This is a genomic window from Aliidiomarina sedimenti (assembly GCF_003986955.1).
In the GTDB taxonomy this organism is placed as follows: Bacteria; Pseudomonadota; Gammaproteobacteria; order Enterobacterales; family Alteromonadaceae; genus Aliidiomarina; species Aliidiomarina sedimenti.
This window is the reverse complement of the sequence record NZ_PIPN01000002.1, coordinates 441979-459527: the sequence shown is the minus strand read 5'-3', so window position 1 is coordinate 459527 and position 17549 is coordinate 441979. Positions and strand designations below refer to the sequence as shown.

General features: G+C 52.1%; 17 protein-coding genes. 10 read left to right on the top strand and 7 right to left on the bottom strand.

Translation table 11 applies throughout. From position 1 onward, the window contains the following. Window positions 1-258 precede the first annotated feature (258 nt). From CWE12_RS06785 to CWE12_RS06775, 3 genes are all read left to right on the top strand, one after another. The gene (locus CWE12_RS06785; RefSeq protein ID WP_241984156.1) at window positions 259-2715 is read left to right on the top strand and encodes a S8 family serine peptidase; all 2457 of its coding nucleotides are present in this window, start codon (window positions 259-261) and stop codon (window positions 2713-2715) included. A gap of 143 nt (window positions 2716-2858) precedes the next feature. Then, on the top strand, window positions 2859-3392 hold the full coding sequence (locus tag CWE12_RS06780) for a DUF3617 domain-containing protein (RefSeq protein ID WP_157981936.1): 534 nt from the start codon (window positions 2859-2861) through the stop codon (window positions 3390-3392). A gap of 82 nt (window positions 3393-3474) precedes the next feature. After that, a complete protein-coding gene (locus tag CWE12_RS06775; protein WP_126788913.1) occupies window positions 3475-4191 on the top strand; it encodes a YebC/PmpR family DNA-binding transcriptional regulator in 717 nt (238 codons plus the stop codon). On the opposite strand, the gene CWE12_RS06770 is transcribed toward CWE12_RS06775, so the two are convergent. Next, entirely contained in the window at window positions 4188-5516 is a 1329-nt protein-coding gene (locus tag CWE12_RS06770) for a sigma-54 interaction domain-containing protein (RefSeq protein WP_126788912.1), read from the bottom strand. The two genes, CWE12_RS06775 and CWE12_RS06770, sit on opposite strands and share 4 nt — an antisense overlap. A 208-nt stretch (window positions 5517-5724) precedes the next feature. On the opposite strand from CWE12_RS06770, the gene CWE12_RS06765 reads away from it, so the two are divergent. The 6 genes from CWE12_RS06765 to CWE12_RS06740 all read left to right on the top strand — a co-directional run bounded on the left by CWE12_RS06765 (window position 5725) and on the right by CWE12_RS06740 (window position 10071). Continuing rightward, window positions 5725-6168: a ferritin family protein gene (locus CWE12_RS06765; RefSeq protein WP_126788911.1), complete on the top strand. Its 444-nt coding sequence runs from the start codon at window positions 5725-5727 to the stop codon at window positions 6166-6168. 159 nt (window positions 6169-6327) lie between these two features. Beyond that, window positions 6328-6888, top strand: coding sequence for a BON domain-containing protein (locus CWE12_RS06760; RefSeq protein ID WP_126788910.1), 561 nt, complete (start codon window positions 6328-6330; stop codon window positions 6886-6888). A 213-nt stretch (window positions 6889-7101) separates the two neighbouring features. Beyond that, window positions 7102-7614 (top strand): acyloxyacyl hydrolase, encoded by a 513-nt coding sequence (locus tag CWE12_RS06755; protein WP_126788909.1) that lies wholly within the window; start codon window positions 7102-7104, stop codon window positions 7612-7614. Window positions 7615-7706: 92 nt separating this feature from the next. Beyond that, window positions 7707-8381 (top strand): SDR family oxidoreductase, encoded by a 675-nt coding sequence (locus CWE12_RS06750; protein ID WP_126788908.1) that lies wholly within the window; start codon window positions 7707-7709, stop codon window positions 8379-8381. A 67-nt stretch (window positions 8382-8448) separates the two neighbouring features. Continuing rightward, window positions 8449-9054: a TetR/AcrR family transcriptional regulator gene (locus CWE12_RS06745; RefSeq protein ID WP_241984155.1), complete on the top strand. Its 606-nt coding sequence runs from the start codon at window positions 8449-8451 to the stop codon at window positions 9052-9054. A 3-nt stretch (window positions 9055-9057) separates the two neighbouring features. Further along, the gene (locus CWE12_RS06740; RefSeq protein WP_126788907.1) at window positions 9058-10071 is read left to right on the top strand and encodes a metal-dependent hydrolase; all 1014 of its coding nucleotides are present in this window, start codon (window positions 9058-9060) and stop codon (window positions 10069-10071) included. 12 nt (window positions 10072-10083) lie between these two features. Here CWE12_RS06740 and CWE12_RS06735 read toward each other — a convergent pair whose 3' ends face one another. From CWE12_RS06735 to glmU, 3 genes are read right to left on the bottom strand one after another with little or no spacing between them, the layout of a single operon-like run. After that, window positions 10084-10350: a hypothetical protein gene (locus CWE12_RS06735; RefSeq protein WP_126788906.1), complete on the bottom strand. Its 267-nt coding sequence runs from the start codon at window positions 10348-10350 to the stop codon at window positions 10084-10086. Between the two features lie 28 nt (window positions 10351-10378). Continuing rightward, entirely contained in the window at window positions 10379-12208 is a 1830-nt protein-coding gene (gene glmS / locus CWE12_RS06730) for a glutamine--fructose-6-phosphate transaminase (isomerizing) (RefSeq protein ID WP_126788905.1), read from the bottom strand. Window positions 12209-12223: 15 nt separating this feature from the next. Beyond that, entirely contained in the window at window positions 12224-13600 is a 1377-nt protein-coding gene (gene glmU / locus CWE12_RS06725; protein ID WP_126788904.1) for a bifunctional UDP-N-acetylglucosamine diphosphorylase/glucosamine-1-phosphate N-acetyltransferase GlmU, read from the bottom strand. Between the two features lie 122 nt (window positions 13601-13722). Between glmU and CWE12_RS06720 the strand changes: the two genes are divergently transcribed. After that, window positions 13723-14706, top strand: a complete 984-nt coding sequence (locus tag CWE12_RS06720) for a prolyl hydroxylase family protein (protein ID WP_126788903.1) — start codon at window positions 13723-13725, stop codon at window positions 14704-14706. 87 nt (window positions 14707-14793) lie between these two features. Here the strand turns inward: CWE12_RS06720 and CWE12_RS06715 are convergent, their stop codons facing one another. The 3 genes from CWE12_RS06715 to atpG are packed head-to-tail and all read right to left on the bottom strand — an operon-like array spanning window position 14794 to window position 17527. Then, a complete protein-coding gene (locus CWE12_RS06715) occupies window positions 14794-15222 on the bottom strand; it encodes a F0F1 ATP synthase subunit epsilon (RefSeq protein WP_126788902.1) in 429 nt (142 codons plus the stop codon). 18 nt (window positions 15223-15240) lie between these two features. Further along, the gene (gene atpD, locus CWE12_RS06710; protein WP_126788901.1) at window positions 15241-16626 is read right to left on the bottom strand and encodes a F0F1 ATP synthase subunit beta; all 1386 of its coding nucleotides are present in this window, start codon (window positions 16624-16626) and stop codon (window positions 15241-15243) included. Window positions 16627-16666: 40 nt separating this feature from the next. Continuing rightward, window positions 16667-17527, bottom strand: coding sequence for a F0F1 ATP synthase subunit gamma (gene atpG / locus CWE12_RS06705; RefSeq protein WP_126788900.1), 861 nt, complete (start codon window positions 17525-17527; stop codon window positions 16667-16669). Window positions 17528-17549: the final 22 nt, after the last annotated feature.

Below are 17549 nucleotides of genomic sequence, written 5' to 3'. Positions count from 1 at the left end.
ATTCATTTAAAAACATAGTCTTGAAATAAACACCAATGCACTAAACCAACCAAAGGGACTACAACTAGGTTCTTAATTTAGGTTCGACCTCTCGTTATAAGAGCATCCAACTCGATTATTTATGCTAGATCTTCTTGGTGCGGAAAATCCGCATTTATAAGAACACAAACCTTCGTATAAATTGAGGAATAGAATAAAATGACTAATAAAACTAAATTAGTCGTTGGCATTTCCTTAGCCCTATTTACGGGCTCAGCTATGGCAGCGAGCACCCAAGCAGAGGAAGACTCTTTGCTGGTGATGTTTAAAGAATCGGTTTCCAAGGAACAACGAGAAGAGGTAATTCGCGGTGTTGGCGGTATTCTGCGTGAAACTGACGTACTTGGCCGCGACCTTCGTATGCGACATGTCGCACAGGGTCGCATTAATGAAATTCGTGTAGCAAACTCTGCTCAACGTGACCGCGCGATAAAACGCTTAGCCGCGCACCCGTTAATTGAGGTGGCAGAACCGAACTACACCATCTCGATCAATGATATTCAGGCGCAAGCCGTTCCCAATGATCCAAACTTTGGCAATCTCTGGGGTCTGCATAACACGGGGCAGGCGGGAGGCACACCTGACGCCGATATCAGCGCTGTGGAGGCATGGGATATCACCACTGGCTCCAGTGACATCGTGATCGGGGTGATTGACTCAGGCGTTGATTACACGCACCCGGATCTTGCCGCAAATATGTGGCAGAACCCGGGTGAAATTTGTGACAACGGCATTGATGACACAGGCACAGGGGTCATTGACGATTGTTTCGGCTATTCGGCTATCGATGATGATGGCGACCCGATGGACGAAAATGGTCACGGTACCCATGTAGCAGGGACGATTGGCGCCGTCGGCGACAATAATCTCGGAGTGGTCGGTGTAAACTGGAATGTGAAGGTTGCTGGTTGCCAGTTCCTTGATGCAGACGGATTTGGTTCCACTGCAGGTGCAATCGCCTGTATTGACTATTTCACCAACCTGAAAGTCAATCATGGTGTCAATCTGCTTGCGACCAATAATTCGTGGGGCGGTGGCCCATATTCAGAAACCTTACGCACCGCGATATCAGACGGTATTGATGCCGGTATTTTGTTTGTAGCTGCATCAGGTAACGAAGCTAGCGATTCAGACGCCATACCTGCATACCCGGCCGCTTATGACCTGGATGGTATTATCTCGGTTGCCAATACTGACCGCAATGACGAACTGGCCGTATTATCGAACTACGGACTAACGTCGGTTGACCTTGGCGCCCCAGGATCCGCTATTTTATCCACCTATCTGAACGACGGTTACGCAACAGCCTCTGGTACCTCAATGGCATCCCCTCATGTCGCTGGCACCGCTGCTTTGATTTGGTCCATCGCACCGCATCTGGATTTGTTTGAAGTAAAACAGATCCTGCTCGATTCGGGTGACCCGATTCCTGCACTGGCTGGCCGCACCGTAACCGGAAATCGTCTGAATGCTTATCAGGCATTACTGGACGCTGACCCAACACCGGGCTTTGCCTTAATCATGCAGCCCGCTGCACAGGAAGTATCGGCTGGTGACAGCGCTGAATACACCATTGAGGTGCTCAGTATTGCTGACTGGTCAGGTGAAGTGGACTTAAGTGCAAGTATTGACCCGGCACTTGATTTTGATCTCTCTGCGGACACTGCGTTTGCCGGTGAAGAAGTCACTTTAACCGTCTACACGGATGAGGATACCCAATGGGGTGAGTACGATATCAACCTAACTGCAAGTGATGTTGATACTGGTGAGTTAACAGGGTCTGCTGCCAGCTCACTGATGGTATTACCTGCTAACCTGGTCGACTTCCCTTATGAGAACAACAACCCGGTATCGATTCCTGATGCAGATCCTGAAGGCATCACCAGTGTAATCAGCGTTGCTGAAGAAGGCCTGGTGTTTGGCACGGACGTGTCAGTCAACATTACCCATACCTGGATTGGTGACTTGATCATCACGCTAACATCTCCTGACGGAACTGAGCATGTGCTTCACGACCGCGATGGTGGTAGCGCCGAGGATATCGATCAAACCTGGTCTGTGGACGCGTTCAACGGTGAGTCGATGCAAGGTGACTGGACGTTGTTTGTTTCGGATAACGCAGCTGCTGATACCGGCACTCTGAACTTCTGGTCACTGGTTATCAGTGCCGCCAGTGACGAAGAGCCACAGCCAGATGCGCCATCTGCAGACTTCAGTTATAGCATTGACGGGATGACCGTTAATTTCACTGACGAAAGCGAAGCAGACCTGGATCTGGTAAGTCATGAATGGGACTTCGGTGATGGCGCAAGCTCTACTGAAGAGAACCCCATGCATACCTATGCGGAACAGGGCAGCTACGACGTAAGCCTGGTAGTAACGGATAGCGATGATCAGTCTGATTCAGTGACTAAGACCATTACTATCAACCTCGACCAGATTGAAGTTTCAGTTGCTTCAGCGCGTAAGTTACGCACTGGTCTGGCAGTCGTTCAGCTACGTTGGGACAACGCTGACGGTGAAGTCGTTGTATATCGGGACGGCGAACTGGTAGGCACTTATACTGGTAACCGTTTACGTGACAGCTTCATGACGGACGCAGACGAAGTAACGTATGAAGTATGTCCAGCGGACGGTCCTGCTGACAAATGCGGTGAGGTCACCCACCAGTTTTAAGGTGGTAACCACAGCAAACTTAGCAAGATCTCGATAATACTGGTAAGTTTAAAGGGCGTCTGCATTGCAGGCGCCCTTCTTTACTTAAGCCCAGAAGACCCGCGCGACATCGCGCAATGACGAAGCATCAACGAGGCATCAACATGAACAGACACTCTATACTCGGGCTTAGCATGGCCCTGGTCCTTGGCTCGCTTTCCACTGCAGCGGCCGAAGATGAACTTGAGCTCGATATTCGCCCCGGACTTTGGGAGCACAGCTTTTCCATGCAAAGTGAAAGTGGGCAAATGGAAAGGGCAATTGAAGAAGCATTACAGCAACTGGAGCAGCTTCCACAAAGTCAGCGTCGGATGGTCGAGCAAATGATGGCATCTCAGGGGATTAACCTTGATTTGGCAGGGTCCAGTGTGCAGGTCTGTCTGACCGAAGAAGATATCCGCAAAGGGAATCTTCCACAGCAGGACGGCTGCGACCAGACCATCACCCAGCAAGGCGATACCTACCACTTTAGTTTTCAGTGTGCCGGTGACCCTCCGTACGAAGGCCGGGGCCAAATCGTTGTGTTAAATAACGAGCAATACGAAGGCAACGCGGAATTTACCACGCGCATGGCCGGAAATCCCGAAACCATCCAAATCCGCCAGCAAGGGCGTTGGCTGAGAGAGGAGTGTAACTAGATCAGGACATAGATAAATTTGCCAACAGTGTGTAAAATTCGCCCTCACGTGTGTGTTATGTATTGTCTAACAGGATGAAGTCATGGGCCGAGCCTATCAGAATAAAAAAGAATCGATTGCTAAAACAGCAACCGCAAAAAGCCGTGTCTACAGTAAATATGGCCGTGAAATCTATGTAGTGGCAAAACAAGGGGGCGCCGATCCGGACATGAACCTGACCCTGCGTTCGCTCATTGAGCGGGCTAAGAAAGATCAGGTACCCGCCCACGTGATCAGCAAAGCACTGGATAAAGCACAGGGTAGCGGTGGTGAAGATTATGCTACCGCTCGCTATGAAGGGTTCGGCCCAGGTAACTGCATGGTCATCGTTGACTGCCTGACCGACAACGGTAATCGCACCTACACAGACGTGCGCAACTGCTTCACTAAAACCAAGTCCAAAATTGGGGCCCCGGGTACGGTTTCGCACATGTTCGACCATGTCGCGATTTTCGCATTTGCAGGTGACGATGAAGACAGCGTCCTTGAGTTACTGATGGAAGCCGACGTTGATGTGACGGATGTCGAAGCGGAAGACGGCATGGTCACTGTATTTGCCCCGCACACTGAATACGCTAAAACGCGTCAGGCGCTGCTCGAAGCCTACCCTGATATTGACTTCGCCACCGATGATATCCAGTGGGTGCCGCAGACCGCAGTTGAAATCAGTGAGGAGGATGTGGCGATGATGGAGAAATTCCTCGACATGCTGGAAGACTGTGATGATGTACAGAAGGTGTATCACAACGCACAGTTTTAGCTCTGATACTTTTCAAGTTTGTTATACAGCGTTTTAACGCTAATCCCGAGTTGTTCAGCAGACGACGTTTTGTTGCCCTGATTGCGCAACAATGTCTGCTGAATGGCAGCGGCTTCCAACTCCTTCAGCGGCATTCCACTGGGCATCGCCAGCACACACGGCTTGCTAGCGCCATCAAGCGCAATATGACGCGGCTCAATAACATTGTCAGCCAGGATATAGGCTCTTTCCAGCGTGTGTTTCAGTTCGCGCACGTTACCCGGCCAGTGGTAGCGACCGATCTGCGCCAATGCAGCTGGTGTAATCGACTTCGCGGTGCCTTCACAGGCATTGCGATAGGCTAAAAAGTGCTTGGCCAGGCCTTCAATATCTTCGCCACGCTCGCGAAGCGCAGGCACCCGAATTGGAAACTGGGCCAGGCGAAAATATAAATCCTGACGCAAAAAGCCGTGTTCAACCGCATCCTGAACCTCTCTGTTGGTGGCCGCTATAACTCGCACATTCGCCAACTGAGTGCCTGAACCACCCACCTTACGATACTCACCCGACTCCAGCACGCGCAGCAATTTAACCTGCTGCTCAAGCGGCATTTCGGTTATCTCGTCGAGAAATAGGGTGCCCCCGTCAGCTTGTTCGAAAACCCCTTTATGATCACGAAGGGCGCCGGTAAATGAGCCTTTGACATGACCAAACAATTCGCTGTCTATCAGGTCAGGACTAAGGGCGCCACAGTTCAATGCAATGAAGGGTTTATCCGCTCGGGCGCTGGCAGAGTGAATGGTATTTGCGACCAGCTCTTTACCTGCGCCGCTTTCACCACTAACCAGCACATGCGCCGCCGAGTCAGCGACTTTGCGGATGGTCTGGTAGAGGTCACGCATCGATTGAGAGGATCCCACCAACAAGCCGAATTGCTCCAGTTCACTATGTAAAATCTGTTCGCTAACCGCCTGGTCACGTTGTCCCCTGTGGTAGAAGTCCTGCAGGGTAGCCTCGATCTGCTGCAGACAATAGGGCGCGCGAAAATGAAACCCTGCATGGTGAAGTAGCTGATTATCTATATCAGGGTTGGGCGACCCCTGGCTGAGGATAATATAGTCACGCCGTTGAAACGGACGCAGCCGACGAAGCTGCTGCCGCTCTGTGTCGCAAAGCTGATTCATTTCTACTAACGCGACAGTGGGTTTAGCGGTCACCATGTGGGTAGGCCAGTCAGGATCTCCGCGGCTTGTTATCAGCGAGAATTTGCTTACCACCGGCAGGCTACGCAGACGCTTGTCCAGCGACGGATCTTTAATATGAAGAAACAAACGAGGTCTAGCCATCACCCGGCCACTCCTTGATAGCAACGTTGAGTGAATCTGCGTCAAGCAAGTATAGAAAAGGGCGTCACGGCCAGCGTGAACATTTACATTTATTTGATTTTTGGTACGACTATTGTATGGGTCACCGGAACCTAAACCGAAACTGAACACCCCGGTGTCGGATGGCTATCTGTTCAGACCGCGCAAAAGATTTAATTCAGGAGTGTCTATGCCTCTCAATGATATTTATGCGTTAAGCAAGGCAGGGTGCAGCTTCTATCGTTTCGCCACGCATCACGTCGACGACTACAACATCCGCCGTATATTTCAGCAACGGTTCGAAATTCATCAGCAGCTGCAAGAGGTGGTCGCTCAATACGGCTCTCACCCTGACTCCAACAAAGAAGACCGCATCCAGGCCTGTAGCGACTGGTTTGAAACTGCACAACGCTCAATTCAAGTCTTTGATAACTTTATCTTTCTTGATTTACTCGAAGCACAGGAGCGGCTTACCCTTGATATCCTCAAACGAGATGTCAAAAAATCTACTGACGAGCAGTTAAGCCACTGCCTGGCGCAGCTTGCCGCCTACCTGCAAATCTCCAGAGACCAGTTGGCGGCACTTAAAGAGCAGTATCGGGTGCAACACCAACTTACCCCCTCAGCGCCCTGAAATAATTACCATCCACCCTGTAATTATTTCATAGCACACCCCTTAAAGGCTGCTTAAAACCCGTCCGTAGCGCTAACAATTCAATATTCATCAATGAGTTACAAAACATGGCACGGGCTTCGCTAGTAACTCCCTGAACTTCTATACAGGAGATACAAAATGAAACGTACCTTAACCGCCGCGTTAGTCACGCTCGCATTAGGCAGCGCCAGCATCAGTGCTCAGGCAAATACTGACTGGGAAGGTGAATCGCGGGACGCCTGGATCCATGGTTCAGCTCAGACCTCACTGATGCTGAATACCAACCTCAATGCTTTCCGTATCAGCTCGTCGGTGGAAGACGGGGTGGTGACCCTGGAGGGCGAAGTAGAGACCAGTACCGACAAAGCCTTAGCCGAAGAACTGGTGGAAGGGATTGAAGGTGTTAGTGGGGTTGAGAATAACCTCACCGTGCGCAACGAGGACGACGGCGACGATGATGACGAGGGTGGAGTCCGTGCCACACTCAACGATGGGCGTATTTTTACCGTCCTCAAATCCCGCTTACTGATGTCGGGCGAGGTTAGCGGCCGCGATATCGAAGTCGAAGTCGAAGAAGCCGTGGTAACCTTAAATGGCCATGTAGAAAGCTCAGCGCAGCGTGATCTGGCCGTTGAAATGGCGCGCAACACCAATGGAGTTCGCGATGTTCGGGACAACCTGCGGATCAGAGGTCGTTAAGCGCGGATACGATTTAGAACCAGTTAACAAAGCGGCCCCCCGTGCGGCCGCTTTTCATTTTAGCAACCCGACACCCGCCAGCCGTACAGGTTTTCGGCAAAACTAAAAGTGCAGAAAACGACGAAAAAACCAATCGCTGCCATTTGAATATTCGCATTTAATAATTTACAGCGGCCCCGGATAATAGCCTTCTACTAACTACGAGGTGTTGTCATGCGAATCTGTATTGTATTGCTGCTGTTATCGCTCTCGTTACCATTGAACTCACATGCGAAGCAAATGGGGGTCGACTACCTGGCTGGGGAATATTCGACGTCGGGGATCCGGGTTGCACTGCAGCCGATGGAGCCGCAACGGCTGCCGCTTTGGAATCTCAACTGGCACCTTGAAGCCAGTTTTAATCGCTGGCAACAAGACGCTGGCGATGAGCATCAACAAGTGAATGTATTAGCACTCTCTCCGGTTATTACCCGACAATTTGCCGCTTTGGCCAATAAGCCGCTTTTCTGGGAGTTTGGTATCGGTGTCAGCCTTCTCGATGAGCGTTTGTTTGCACATAAGAACATGGGCTCTCATTTTCAGTTCGAAGACCGGATCGGGGTCGTTCTGAAGGTGAGCGACGAACATACCCTGAGTCTGCGCTACATGCATTATTCAAATGCCGGCCTGGCAAGCAATAACCCGGGCATGGACTTTCTCAGCCTGTCCTACCGCCGCGGCTTTTAAAGCCCGTCAGGTCTGCTAAGGTTGATGCCAGACAAAATGCAAAACTAAGATGGCGATAGCCCCTAAGGGGCTATCGCCAAACGGAGGATGCAATGAGCAAAGTAATGTTAATTACCGGTGCGTCGAGCGGTATCGGCGAAGCAACGGCACGAGCAGCGGTTAAAGATGGAGTGAAAGTCATTCTGACCGCACGCCGCGAGGAACGCCTGCAGGAATTAGTCAGTGAATTAGGCTCGGAGCATGCCTTTGCCATCGCCGCCGATATTACCGACTACCAGCAACTAAGTACGGTAGTCGAGCAAGGGGTGAACCACTTTGGTCAGCTTGATGCGGTGTTTGCCAATGCCGGCATGGGCGTTAACAGCCCTGGCGTGGAGGCCGGTGAGCCCGACCAGTGGCAGAAGATGATCGATATTAATATCAATGCCTTACTCTATACCGCTAAGTTGACCCTGCCGCATTTACGTAAAACCACCGGGCACTTTATTATGACTGGTTCAGCGGCTGGTCGTCGAACTATTCAAGGCTCGGTGTATGGCGCCACCAAATGGTTCGTACACGGCTTTGCATCGAATCTGGCCGAAGAAATGAAAGAATGGCAGGGCCGCTGCACCGTTATCGCGCCTGGGATGGTCAACACTCCTTTCTTCGATGAGCCAAAACCGGACAAACTCGATGCAAACGACGTCGCCGATGCGGTGCTACATGCGCTGAATGCCAACCCCCGCAATTGCGTGCGCGAAATTTTCCTGATGCCTGCCTACTAGGCTGTTAATCACAACCTGATCAGCAAACACCTGAGCCTTTTCTATACTAAGGCTTAGGTTAGTGCTGATGAGGTTTTATATGGACAACACGCTGACGCGGGATGCCATTCTGGATGCTGCTCTTAAGCTGGGTAATGAAACCGGCTGGGAGCAGCTCACGCTGTATCAGCTAGCGCGCCAGCTGAATACGTCACTTGCTGTTATCCACACACAGTTCGCGCAGAAAGACGAACTCGTCGATGCCTGGCTAGACCGGGCTGACAGAGCCATGTTGAAGAGCTTCCCACAACCACGGCCTGCCAACCCTACAAGCCCGCTCACCTTGCAACTGAACACCTTACGCCTTGGCAGTGCCATGCAAAGCTGGCTGGATGCGTTATCGCCGTACCACAGGCTGACTGGTGAAATGCTGCTCTACAAGCTCGAACCCGGGCATATTCATCTGCAGGCTGCCGGGCTATTACGTGTCAGCCGCACCGTGCAATGGTTTCGCGAGGCAGCAGAGCTCAGAGCCAGTCATCTCCAGCGAATCGGTCAGGAAGTTGCACTTACCGGATTGTTTATAAGGGTATTTATTCACTGGCTGAAAGACACCTCACCACAGCAGTGCCACACCAAAAAGACGCTGCAAAAGGCGCTTCGCCGGGGGCAGCGTGTTCAGCTCTGGAAATAATCCGTGGACCCGTTAACCCACGCAGCGCTGGGTGCTCTTGGCGGCGCGGGGGTGGCAAGGGTGGTTGATCGGCATTCAGTGAAAGCAGCGACCGGACTCGGTGCCCTGGCCGGGCTTTTTCCCGACATCGATAGTGTTACCTTGCTAGTCAGCCCGCTTTATTACCACGCCTACTGGCATGGTACGTACACCCATTCGTTGCTGCTGGCACCGGCATGGGCGCTGCTGTTTGCGCTTCTCATTCGATGCATACAAAGACACAGCAAAGGGCCAGCGCTCCCCTTTGCTTTGCTGTATTGGCTGGGGCTAACAGGTATTTGTACCCACATTGCTGCAGATCTGCTGACAGCCTGGGATGTTGGTGTATTGATGCCGCTGAGTAACGAGCGGGTGTCATTGGGGCTGCTATTTATTGTCGATCCGGTGTTTAGCGCCAGCATCGTGCTGGCGCTGGGCGTGATCTACTGGCAGGCGAGACAGCCAAACCCGCGCCTTTTAGTCACCGTTTTAACGCTTTTCGGCCCCGTTATCTGGCTCAGCTTTGCTGCTGTGCAGAAACACGCTGCGCTAACCTATGCCAAGCAATATGCCAGGCAAGCAGCACCGCTTAGCGGACACGCCATGCAAGCCTGGCCGCAGCCATTTTCACTCTATCACTGGAAGTTGTTACAGAACGCGAACGATGGGGTGTGGGCCATGGACCTCAGAGTCAGCGATTCAGACCCGCTAGACTGGCCCTTCAACTGGATGCAACAAAGCGCCAACGCCTACCTCGCTCGCAACGACGCGGAATGGACGTTCCACCCCAGGCAGCCGACCCCTGAGGCCGAGACAGCCTGGCAGCATCCCGACTTTCAGGCAGTACGTGATTTTATGAGCTACCCGGCGTACCTCGACAATGACAGCAGTTGCCTTTGGTTTACCGACCTTTTGTTCGTGGTACCGCAGATGCAACCGCCGTTTCAGTACGGCCTCTGTACTCACACCGACGGCTCGACCAGGGTCCGCCGTCGTTAAACCACAGAGTAACTAGCGTTTTAACGCCAGCATAAACCCCAACACCGTCTGCACTGCAATCATCAGTAGCACCACGGCATACACCAGCGTCGTAATCCCCAGTGCAATCCAGACGCCCCAATGGGCAAAGTTGATCTCGAACCAGGCGCCGCTTATCCAGCCGAAGGTTCCCTTCGCCAGCAGGTAACTTGGTAAGCCTACAACAAGCAGCAAAATGGGATAGAAAATCAGCTTATTGCGAAGCTTCTGTGCCTCGGTTTCTTCACCACGTCGGTGCATCATTTTTCCTTATTTTACCCTGACTAAACTATTCCACCGTGACCGACTTCGCCAGGTTGCGCGGCTGATCAACGTCAGTCCCTTTGATGATTGCCACATAGTAGCTCAGTAGCTGCAATGGCAGGGTATAGATAATCGGTGCAATCAGCTCATCAATGTGGGCCAGGTTGATTACCCGCATGCTGTCGTCGCCTTTGAAGTTTGCATCGCGATCAGCAAAGACATACATGATGCCGCCGCGGGCGCGCACTTCTTCAACGTTGGACTTGAGCTTTTCCAGCAGCTCGTTGTTCGGTGCCACCACGATAACCGGCATGTCGGCATCAATCAGCGCCAAGGGGCCATGTTTCAGTTCGCCGGATGCATAGGCCTCGGCGTGAATGTAGCTGATTTCTTTCAGCTTAAGCGCACCTTCCATAGCTATCGGGTATTGGTCACCGCGGCCAAGGAAGAGGCTGTGCTCTTTGTCGGCAAACTCAGGAGCAAGCTTCTCGATATCCTGAGTAATGGTCAGACACTCTTCCAGCTTGGTCGGTAACGCGGATAGTGCCTGCGCAATGCGCGCTTCGGTTTCAGCTGACATGCCATGGTAACGACCTATGGCGGCCGTCATCATCAGTAAGCCAGCCAATTGGGTGGTAAACGCTTTGGTTGAGGCAACACCAATTTCGGCGCCAGCCCGGGTCAGGAAGGCCAGATCCGACTCACGTACCATTGATGATGCAGCCACATTGCACACCGTTAAGCTGGCGGTGTATCCAATTTCTTTTGCCAGACGCAGCGCGGCCAGGGTATCGGCTGTTTCGCCCGACTGAGAAATAGTCACCAACAAGCTGTTCGGAAAGACATGGGACTTGCGGTAGCGGAATTCTGAGGCGATTTCGACGTTGCAGGACACCCCGGCATACTGCTCAAGCCAATAGCGGGCGACCATGCCGGCATGGTAACTGGTACCACAGGCAATAATCTGCACGTGCTGGATGGTTTTGAAAATCTCATCGGCATTGTCGCCAAACGCATCCAGCGCAATTTTACCGTCCAACACGCGACCTTCTAAGGTATTGCGCACCGCAAACGGCTGCTCGTGGATTTCTTTGAGCATAAAGTGGCGATATTCACCTTTACCGCCGGCGTCGTACTGCAGATCCGAGGTAATGGTTTCGCGCTCAACGGCGTTGCCTTGCTGATCGAAAATAGCAACGTCATCCCGCGAGACGGCGGCCACGTCACCTTCTTCGAGGTAGATAAACTTGCGGGTTACAGGTAACAGCGCCAGCTGGTCGGACGCAACGAAGTTCTCACCAATACCTAGCCCTATAACCAAAGGACTACCAGAGCGAGCGACCACTAACTGACCTGGTTCACGTTCATCCATGATCACGGTGCCGTAGGCACCTTCTAACTGGCTTACCGCAGTCTGCACTGCTTTTAATAAGTTAGCTGCCGTTTTCAGCTCGTGGTGCACAAGGTGAGCAATAACTTCGGTATCGGTTTGCGACTCGAATTCATAGCCGAGCGCCTGCAACTTAGTGCGCAGACTCTCATGGTTTTCAATAATGCCGTTATGGACCACCGCCAGTGAACCCGAAGATACATGCGGATGGGCATTGGCTTCTGTAACCCCACCATGAGTTGCCCAGCGGGTGTGGGCAATACCCACATGACCGTTGATACCATCTCGTTCAACCGCATCGGCCAGCTCTTTCACTTTGCCGACCCGGCGCACTTTGGTTAACCCCTGGTCATTCAGCAGCGCCATACCGGCTGAATCATAACCACGATACTCAAGACGGCGTAAGCCTTCTAAAAGAATTTCTGCAACACGACGCTCAGCCGTTGCCCCGACAATCCCGCACATAATGAATCCTTCTGCTTAATCTGATTTTTTCTGTGGCCGTTTCCAGCCAGTCAGGTTGCGCTGGCGTGCCCGCCCGACAGCAAGCTGATCTGCTTCGACATCCTGAGTCACCACAGAGCCAGCCCCGGTCGTAGCACGGTCACCAATCTGGACCGGTGCTACCAACGAACTATTTGAGCCAATAAAAGCCTGTTCACCAATGACGGTGGTGAATTTATTCACCCCATCGTAGTTGCAGGTAATAGTGCCGGCGCCGATATTGGCGCCCGCGCCAATTTGGGCATCGCCAAGATAGCTTAAATGGCCAGCCTTGGCACCTTCGCCAAGGTAGGACTTTTTCATTTCGACAAAGTTGCCAACGGCGGCGCCTTTGGCCAGTTCGGCGCCTGGCCGCAAACGGGCAAAGGGGCCTGCCTGGGCATTTTCACCCAGTACCGCGCCTTCAATCACGCTGTTGGCTTTAACCCGTGCACGCTTGCCAATGCGACAGTCACGTAATACGCAGTTTGCTTCAACCACGGCACCTTCAGCCAGATAAACATCACCTTCAAAAACGACGTTGACGTCAATCACCACATCATTTTCGATCTCGACCTTGCCGCGCACGTCGATACGCGCCGGGTCCATCAGGGTAGCGCCCGCCAGCATCAGCTGTTCTGCCTGACGTTTTTGATACGCGCGCTCAAGGGCCGCTAGCTGCACACGGTTATTGGCGCCTTCGACGTCACTCGCGCTTTGCGGCTGGCTACTGGCAATCTGCACGCCTTCATTGGCAGCCATCGCAACAATATCAGTCAGGTAGTATTCACCCTGCACATTGTCGTTCGATAACGCACTAAGCCAGCGTTTCAGGTCTATCCCCTGGGCCGCCATAATCCCCGTGTTTACTTCGGTTACCAGGCGCTGGGCAGGGGTTGCGTCTTTGTGTTCAATAATACCGGTAATGGTGCCCTGATCGTCGCGCAGAATACGCCCGTAGCCGGTGGGGTCTGGCAAGGTCACGGTGAGTAATGCCAGCGCACTGTCGCCTTTCGCTTCGAGCAAGGCTTGCAGACTTTGTTGCTGAATCAGGGGCACATCGCCGTATAGAATGAGTACAGTGTCGTCATCTGCGAGATGCGGTACCACCTGCTGAACCGCATGGCCGGTGCCGAGCTGCTCAGCCTGTTCGACCCAATTAACCGGATAACCAGCCAGCGTTGTCTGCAACTGATCAGCGCCATGACCATAGATTAACTGAACCGCCTGTGCGCCTAAACCCTGCGCTGTTTCAATGACATGCGCCACCATCGGCTTGTGCGCGACGGGGTGCAGCACCTTAGGTAGCGCGGAGCGCATTCGGGTGCCTTTGCCAGCAGCCAGAATGACTGCATTGAGCTTATTCTGTTCCATTGCTTCAAACCATATCGATAAAACCTGCTAGTCCGCTAGTCTACCACTTACTTCGCCACCCTTAAATTGAAAAGCAGCACGAGCAACGCTATCATCGATGTAATGTAGTGACAGAGGTAGTAATGACAACTCAACATGAGCAAGCCCACCAGCTACTGCTGAAAATTATTCAGCAAGGTTTTCATCGCCAGCGACTCCCCATCGCTACTCTTATCGAGCTGGCGAGCCGGTCTGCCGAATTTACCAATGTCTGGCTTGCCCATGCGCTGGCAAGCTCCGCTTCAGATAAGGAAATCGCTCTGGCGCTTCACTTTGCTTCTGAGCACGACCTTGAAGGACTGAAGTTGCTTGAGCAATTTTGGCAGCATGAAATCGCCACACAGGATAACAACGAGAGATTCCGCACCACGTTGGCAGAGTTTGCAATAACTGTAAATTCGCGAGCAACGTCGCTGTGGAAGGCGCTGACTGAGCCGACTCGATTGCTTACTTCAGAGCAGTCGTTAAATGCAGATCTACGGCAAACCCAGCTGGCGCTACCCGAACTGTCACTACGCTATCTGATTGACCATACCCATCGTCAACTGGAAGATGCCTTGCTATACGGTGATAAGAACGAGCAGCAGATCCTGACCGATGTGCGTAACAACAAACAATTTATCTCAGAGGTACCGGCCACCGATCTGGTGGTGGCGTCTTTAACCCGACTGATGGCAGCCGCCCAGCAGCAACCAGTCAGCCATAGTGAACCCTTGATTTTTTATCGTTATCAGCAAGGCGAAGAATTTAAATGGCATCACGACTACATTGTCAGTGACGCGCCTGCGGTGCAGGACGAAATAGCAGTATTTGGACAACGGGTGAAAACCAGCGTGCTTTATTTAAATGATGAATTCAGTGGTGGCGCTACCCGGTTCAAACACTGGAAACAGGAGGTGAAGCCACCAACAGGCGGCATGGTCACCTTTAACAATACCAACGAAGCAGGCCTTCCAATACCTGCATCACTGCACTGCGGTAGCCCAGTCGAAAGTGGCGAGAAGTGGGTCGCAACCCTGTGGAGCCGACAAAAACCGCATTGGCTGCGCCGCGGCCTGCTGGATTAACCCGATTATTGCAGTAAAAATCCCGCGCAATAAAAAACCCGGCAGCATGGCCGGGTTTTTCGTTACTAGGGTTACTAGCTTAGGCTGTTAACCACCTTTGCGACGACGCAGTTGTTGCAACACGCGTAGCTGTGCCATAGCACGGGCAAGCTCAGCAGCCGCTTCGGCGTAACTCGTGTCGCCTTTGGCATCAGCCATGGCTTCACGGGCACGTTTTTCAGCCGCGTTGATTGCTTGCTCGTCCAGATCACCACCACGTACAGCGGTGTCTGAAAGTACCGTGATATGGTCAGGCTGAACTTCCATAAAGCCACCGGCGATATAGAACAATTCATCATGACCGTCTTCTAAAACCACTCGTACCATGCCGGGCTTTAAGGCGGTTAGTAAAGGCAAGTGACCAGGTAAAATACCCAGCTCACCTTCACTACCTGTCACCGTCATCGATCGCACTTTCTTCGAGAATAGTTTCTCTTCCGCGCTTACGATATCCAGGTGTACTGTATTTACCGCCATCACAAACCTCCGGTTCGATTACATTTTAGCTGCTTTTTCAGCCGCTTCTTCAATGGAACCAACCATGTAGAACGCTTGCTCTGGCAGGTCATCGTAGTCACCATTCAGGATGCCTTTAAAGCCGGCAATGGTGTCTTTCAGCGACACGTACTTACCAGGTGAACCGGTAAATACTTCTGCAACGAAGAACGGCTGAGACAGGAAGCGCTGGATCTTACGAGCGCGCGCCACTGTACGCTTATCTTCTTCTGACAATTCGTCCATACCAAGAATTGCGATGATGTCTTTCAGCTCTTTATAACGCTGCAATACGGACTGTACGCCACGTGCAGTGTTGTAGTGCTCTTCACCAATCACTTGTGGATCCAGCTGACGCGAGGTCGAGTCAAGCGGATCAACCGCCGGGTAGATACCCAGTGACGCGATGTCCCGGTTCAGTACCACGGTCGCATCCAAGTGCGCGAAGGTGGTTGCTGGTGACGGGTCAGTCAAGTCATCCGCAGGTACGTAAACGGCCTGGATTGACGTGATTGAACCAGTTTTGGTTGAAGTGATACGCTCCTGCAATACACCCATCTCTTCGGCCAGGGTAGGCTGGTAGCCTACAGCTGACGGCATACGACCCAACAGTGCAGATACTTCAGTACCGGCCAGGGTGTAACGATAGATGTTATCAACGAAGAACAGAACGTCGCGACCTTCATCACGGAATTTTTCCGCAATCGTCAGGCCGGTCAATGCAACGCGCAAACGGTTACCCGGTGGCTCGTTCATCTGACCATATACCAGCGCAACTTTATCCAGTACGTTCGATTCTTTCATCTCGTAATAGAAGTCATTACCTTCACGGGTACGCTCACCAACACCGGCGAATACTGAGTAGCCGCTGTGCTCGATAGCGATGTTACGGATAAGCTCCATCATGTTGACGGTTTTACCAACACCCGCACCACCGAACAGACCAACTTTACCACCCTTAGCAAATGGGCAGATTAAGTCGATGACTTTAATACCTGTTTCTAACAGCTCTACCGAACTCGACTGCTCTTCATATGAAGGCGCCGCACGGTGGATAGACATACGCTCTTTTTCACCCACCGGGCCCGCGTGATCGATTGGCTCACCCAATACGTCCATGATACGACCCAGAGTTTCCAGGCCTACCGGGACCATAATTGGCTCACCGCTGTTTTCTACGCTCACACCGCGACGCAGTCCGTCAGTACCACCCATTGCGATTGCACGGACGATACCACCGCCTAACTGCTGCTGAACTTCGAGGGTCAAACCTGTCAGCTCACCTTCGGTGATACGGAGCGCGTCATAGATCTTTGGCACTGCGTCTTGTGGAAATTCGATATCCACGACGGCGCCAATGATTTGGACGACCTTACCTTGACTCATGACGTTTCCTCTAACTCTTTAAATCTTTAAGACCTTTGCCTTATACCGCACCGGCGCCGGATACAATTTCCGAAATCTCTTGCGTGATTGCTGCCTGACGGGCCTTGTTGTAGACCAGTTGCAGGTCATCAATAAGTTCACCCGCATTGTCAGTTGCAGCTTTCATCGCGACCATTCGTGCCGCCTGCTCACTTGCAGTGTTGTCGACGACACCCTGATACACCTGGCTTTCAACGAAGCGTTTCATCAGTGTATTCAAAATGGTTTTAGCGTCCGGCTCGTAGATGTAGTCCCACGAGTACTCTCGCTTGGCTTCATCACTTTTCGGCAAAGGCAACAGCTGATTGATCACGGGCTCCTGCGTCATGGTGTTAACGAACTTGTTGTACACCAGAAACAGGCGGTCAATCGTGCCTTCATCGAATGCTTTTAGCATTACCGCAACGGTTCCAATTACATCATTCACAGATGGTGCATCGCCCAGGTTAGAAGCCTGTGAGGCTAAGCTACCTGCAATGCGTTTAAAGAAACCAGTTGCTTTACTGCCCACGGCTGCGAAGCTGACTTCAACGCCTTTCTCATCCCATTGCTGGACATCGCGTAATACGGCTTTGAACTCGTTTGCGTTCAAGCCACCACACAGTCCACGGTCGGTTGAGATGACGATGTAACCAACACGCTTAACCTCACGCTCTTCCAAATAAGGATGCGTAAAATCAAGGTCGCCCTGAGCGATGTGTCCAATCACATTGCGAATGGCATCGGCGTAAGGACGAGACTGCTCCATACGCTCCTGCGCCCGTTTCATTTTGGACGCAGCAACCATTTCCATTGCGTTGGTGATCTTCTGAGTATTTTTAATACTCCCGATCTTGGTTTTTATCTCTTTACCGCCGGCCATGACTTTTCTCCTGCGATTAAAC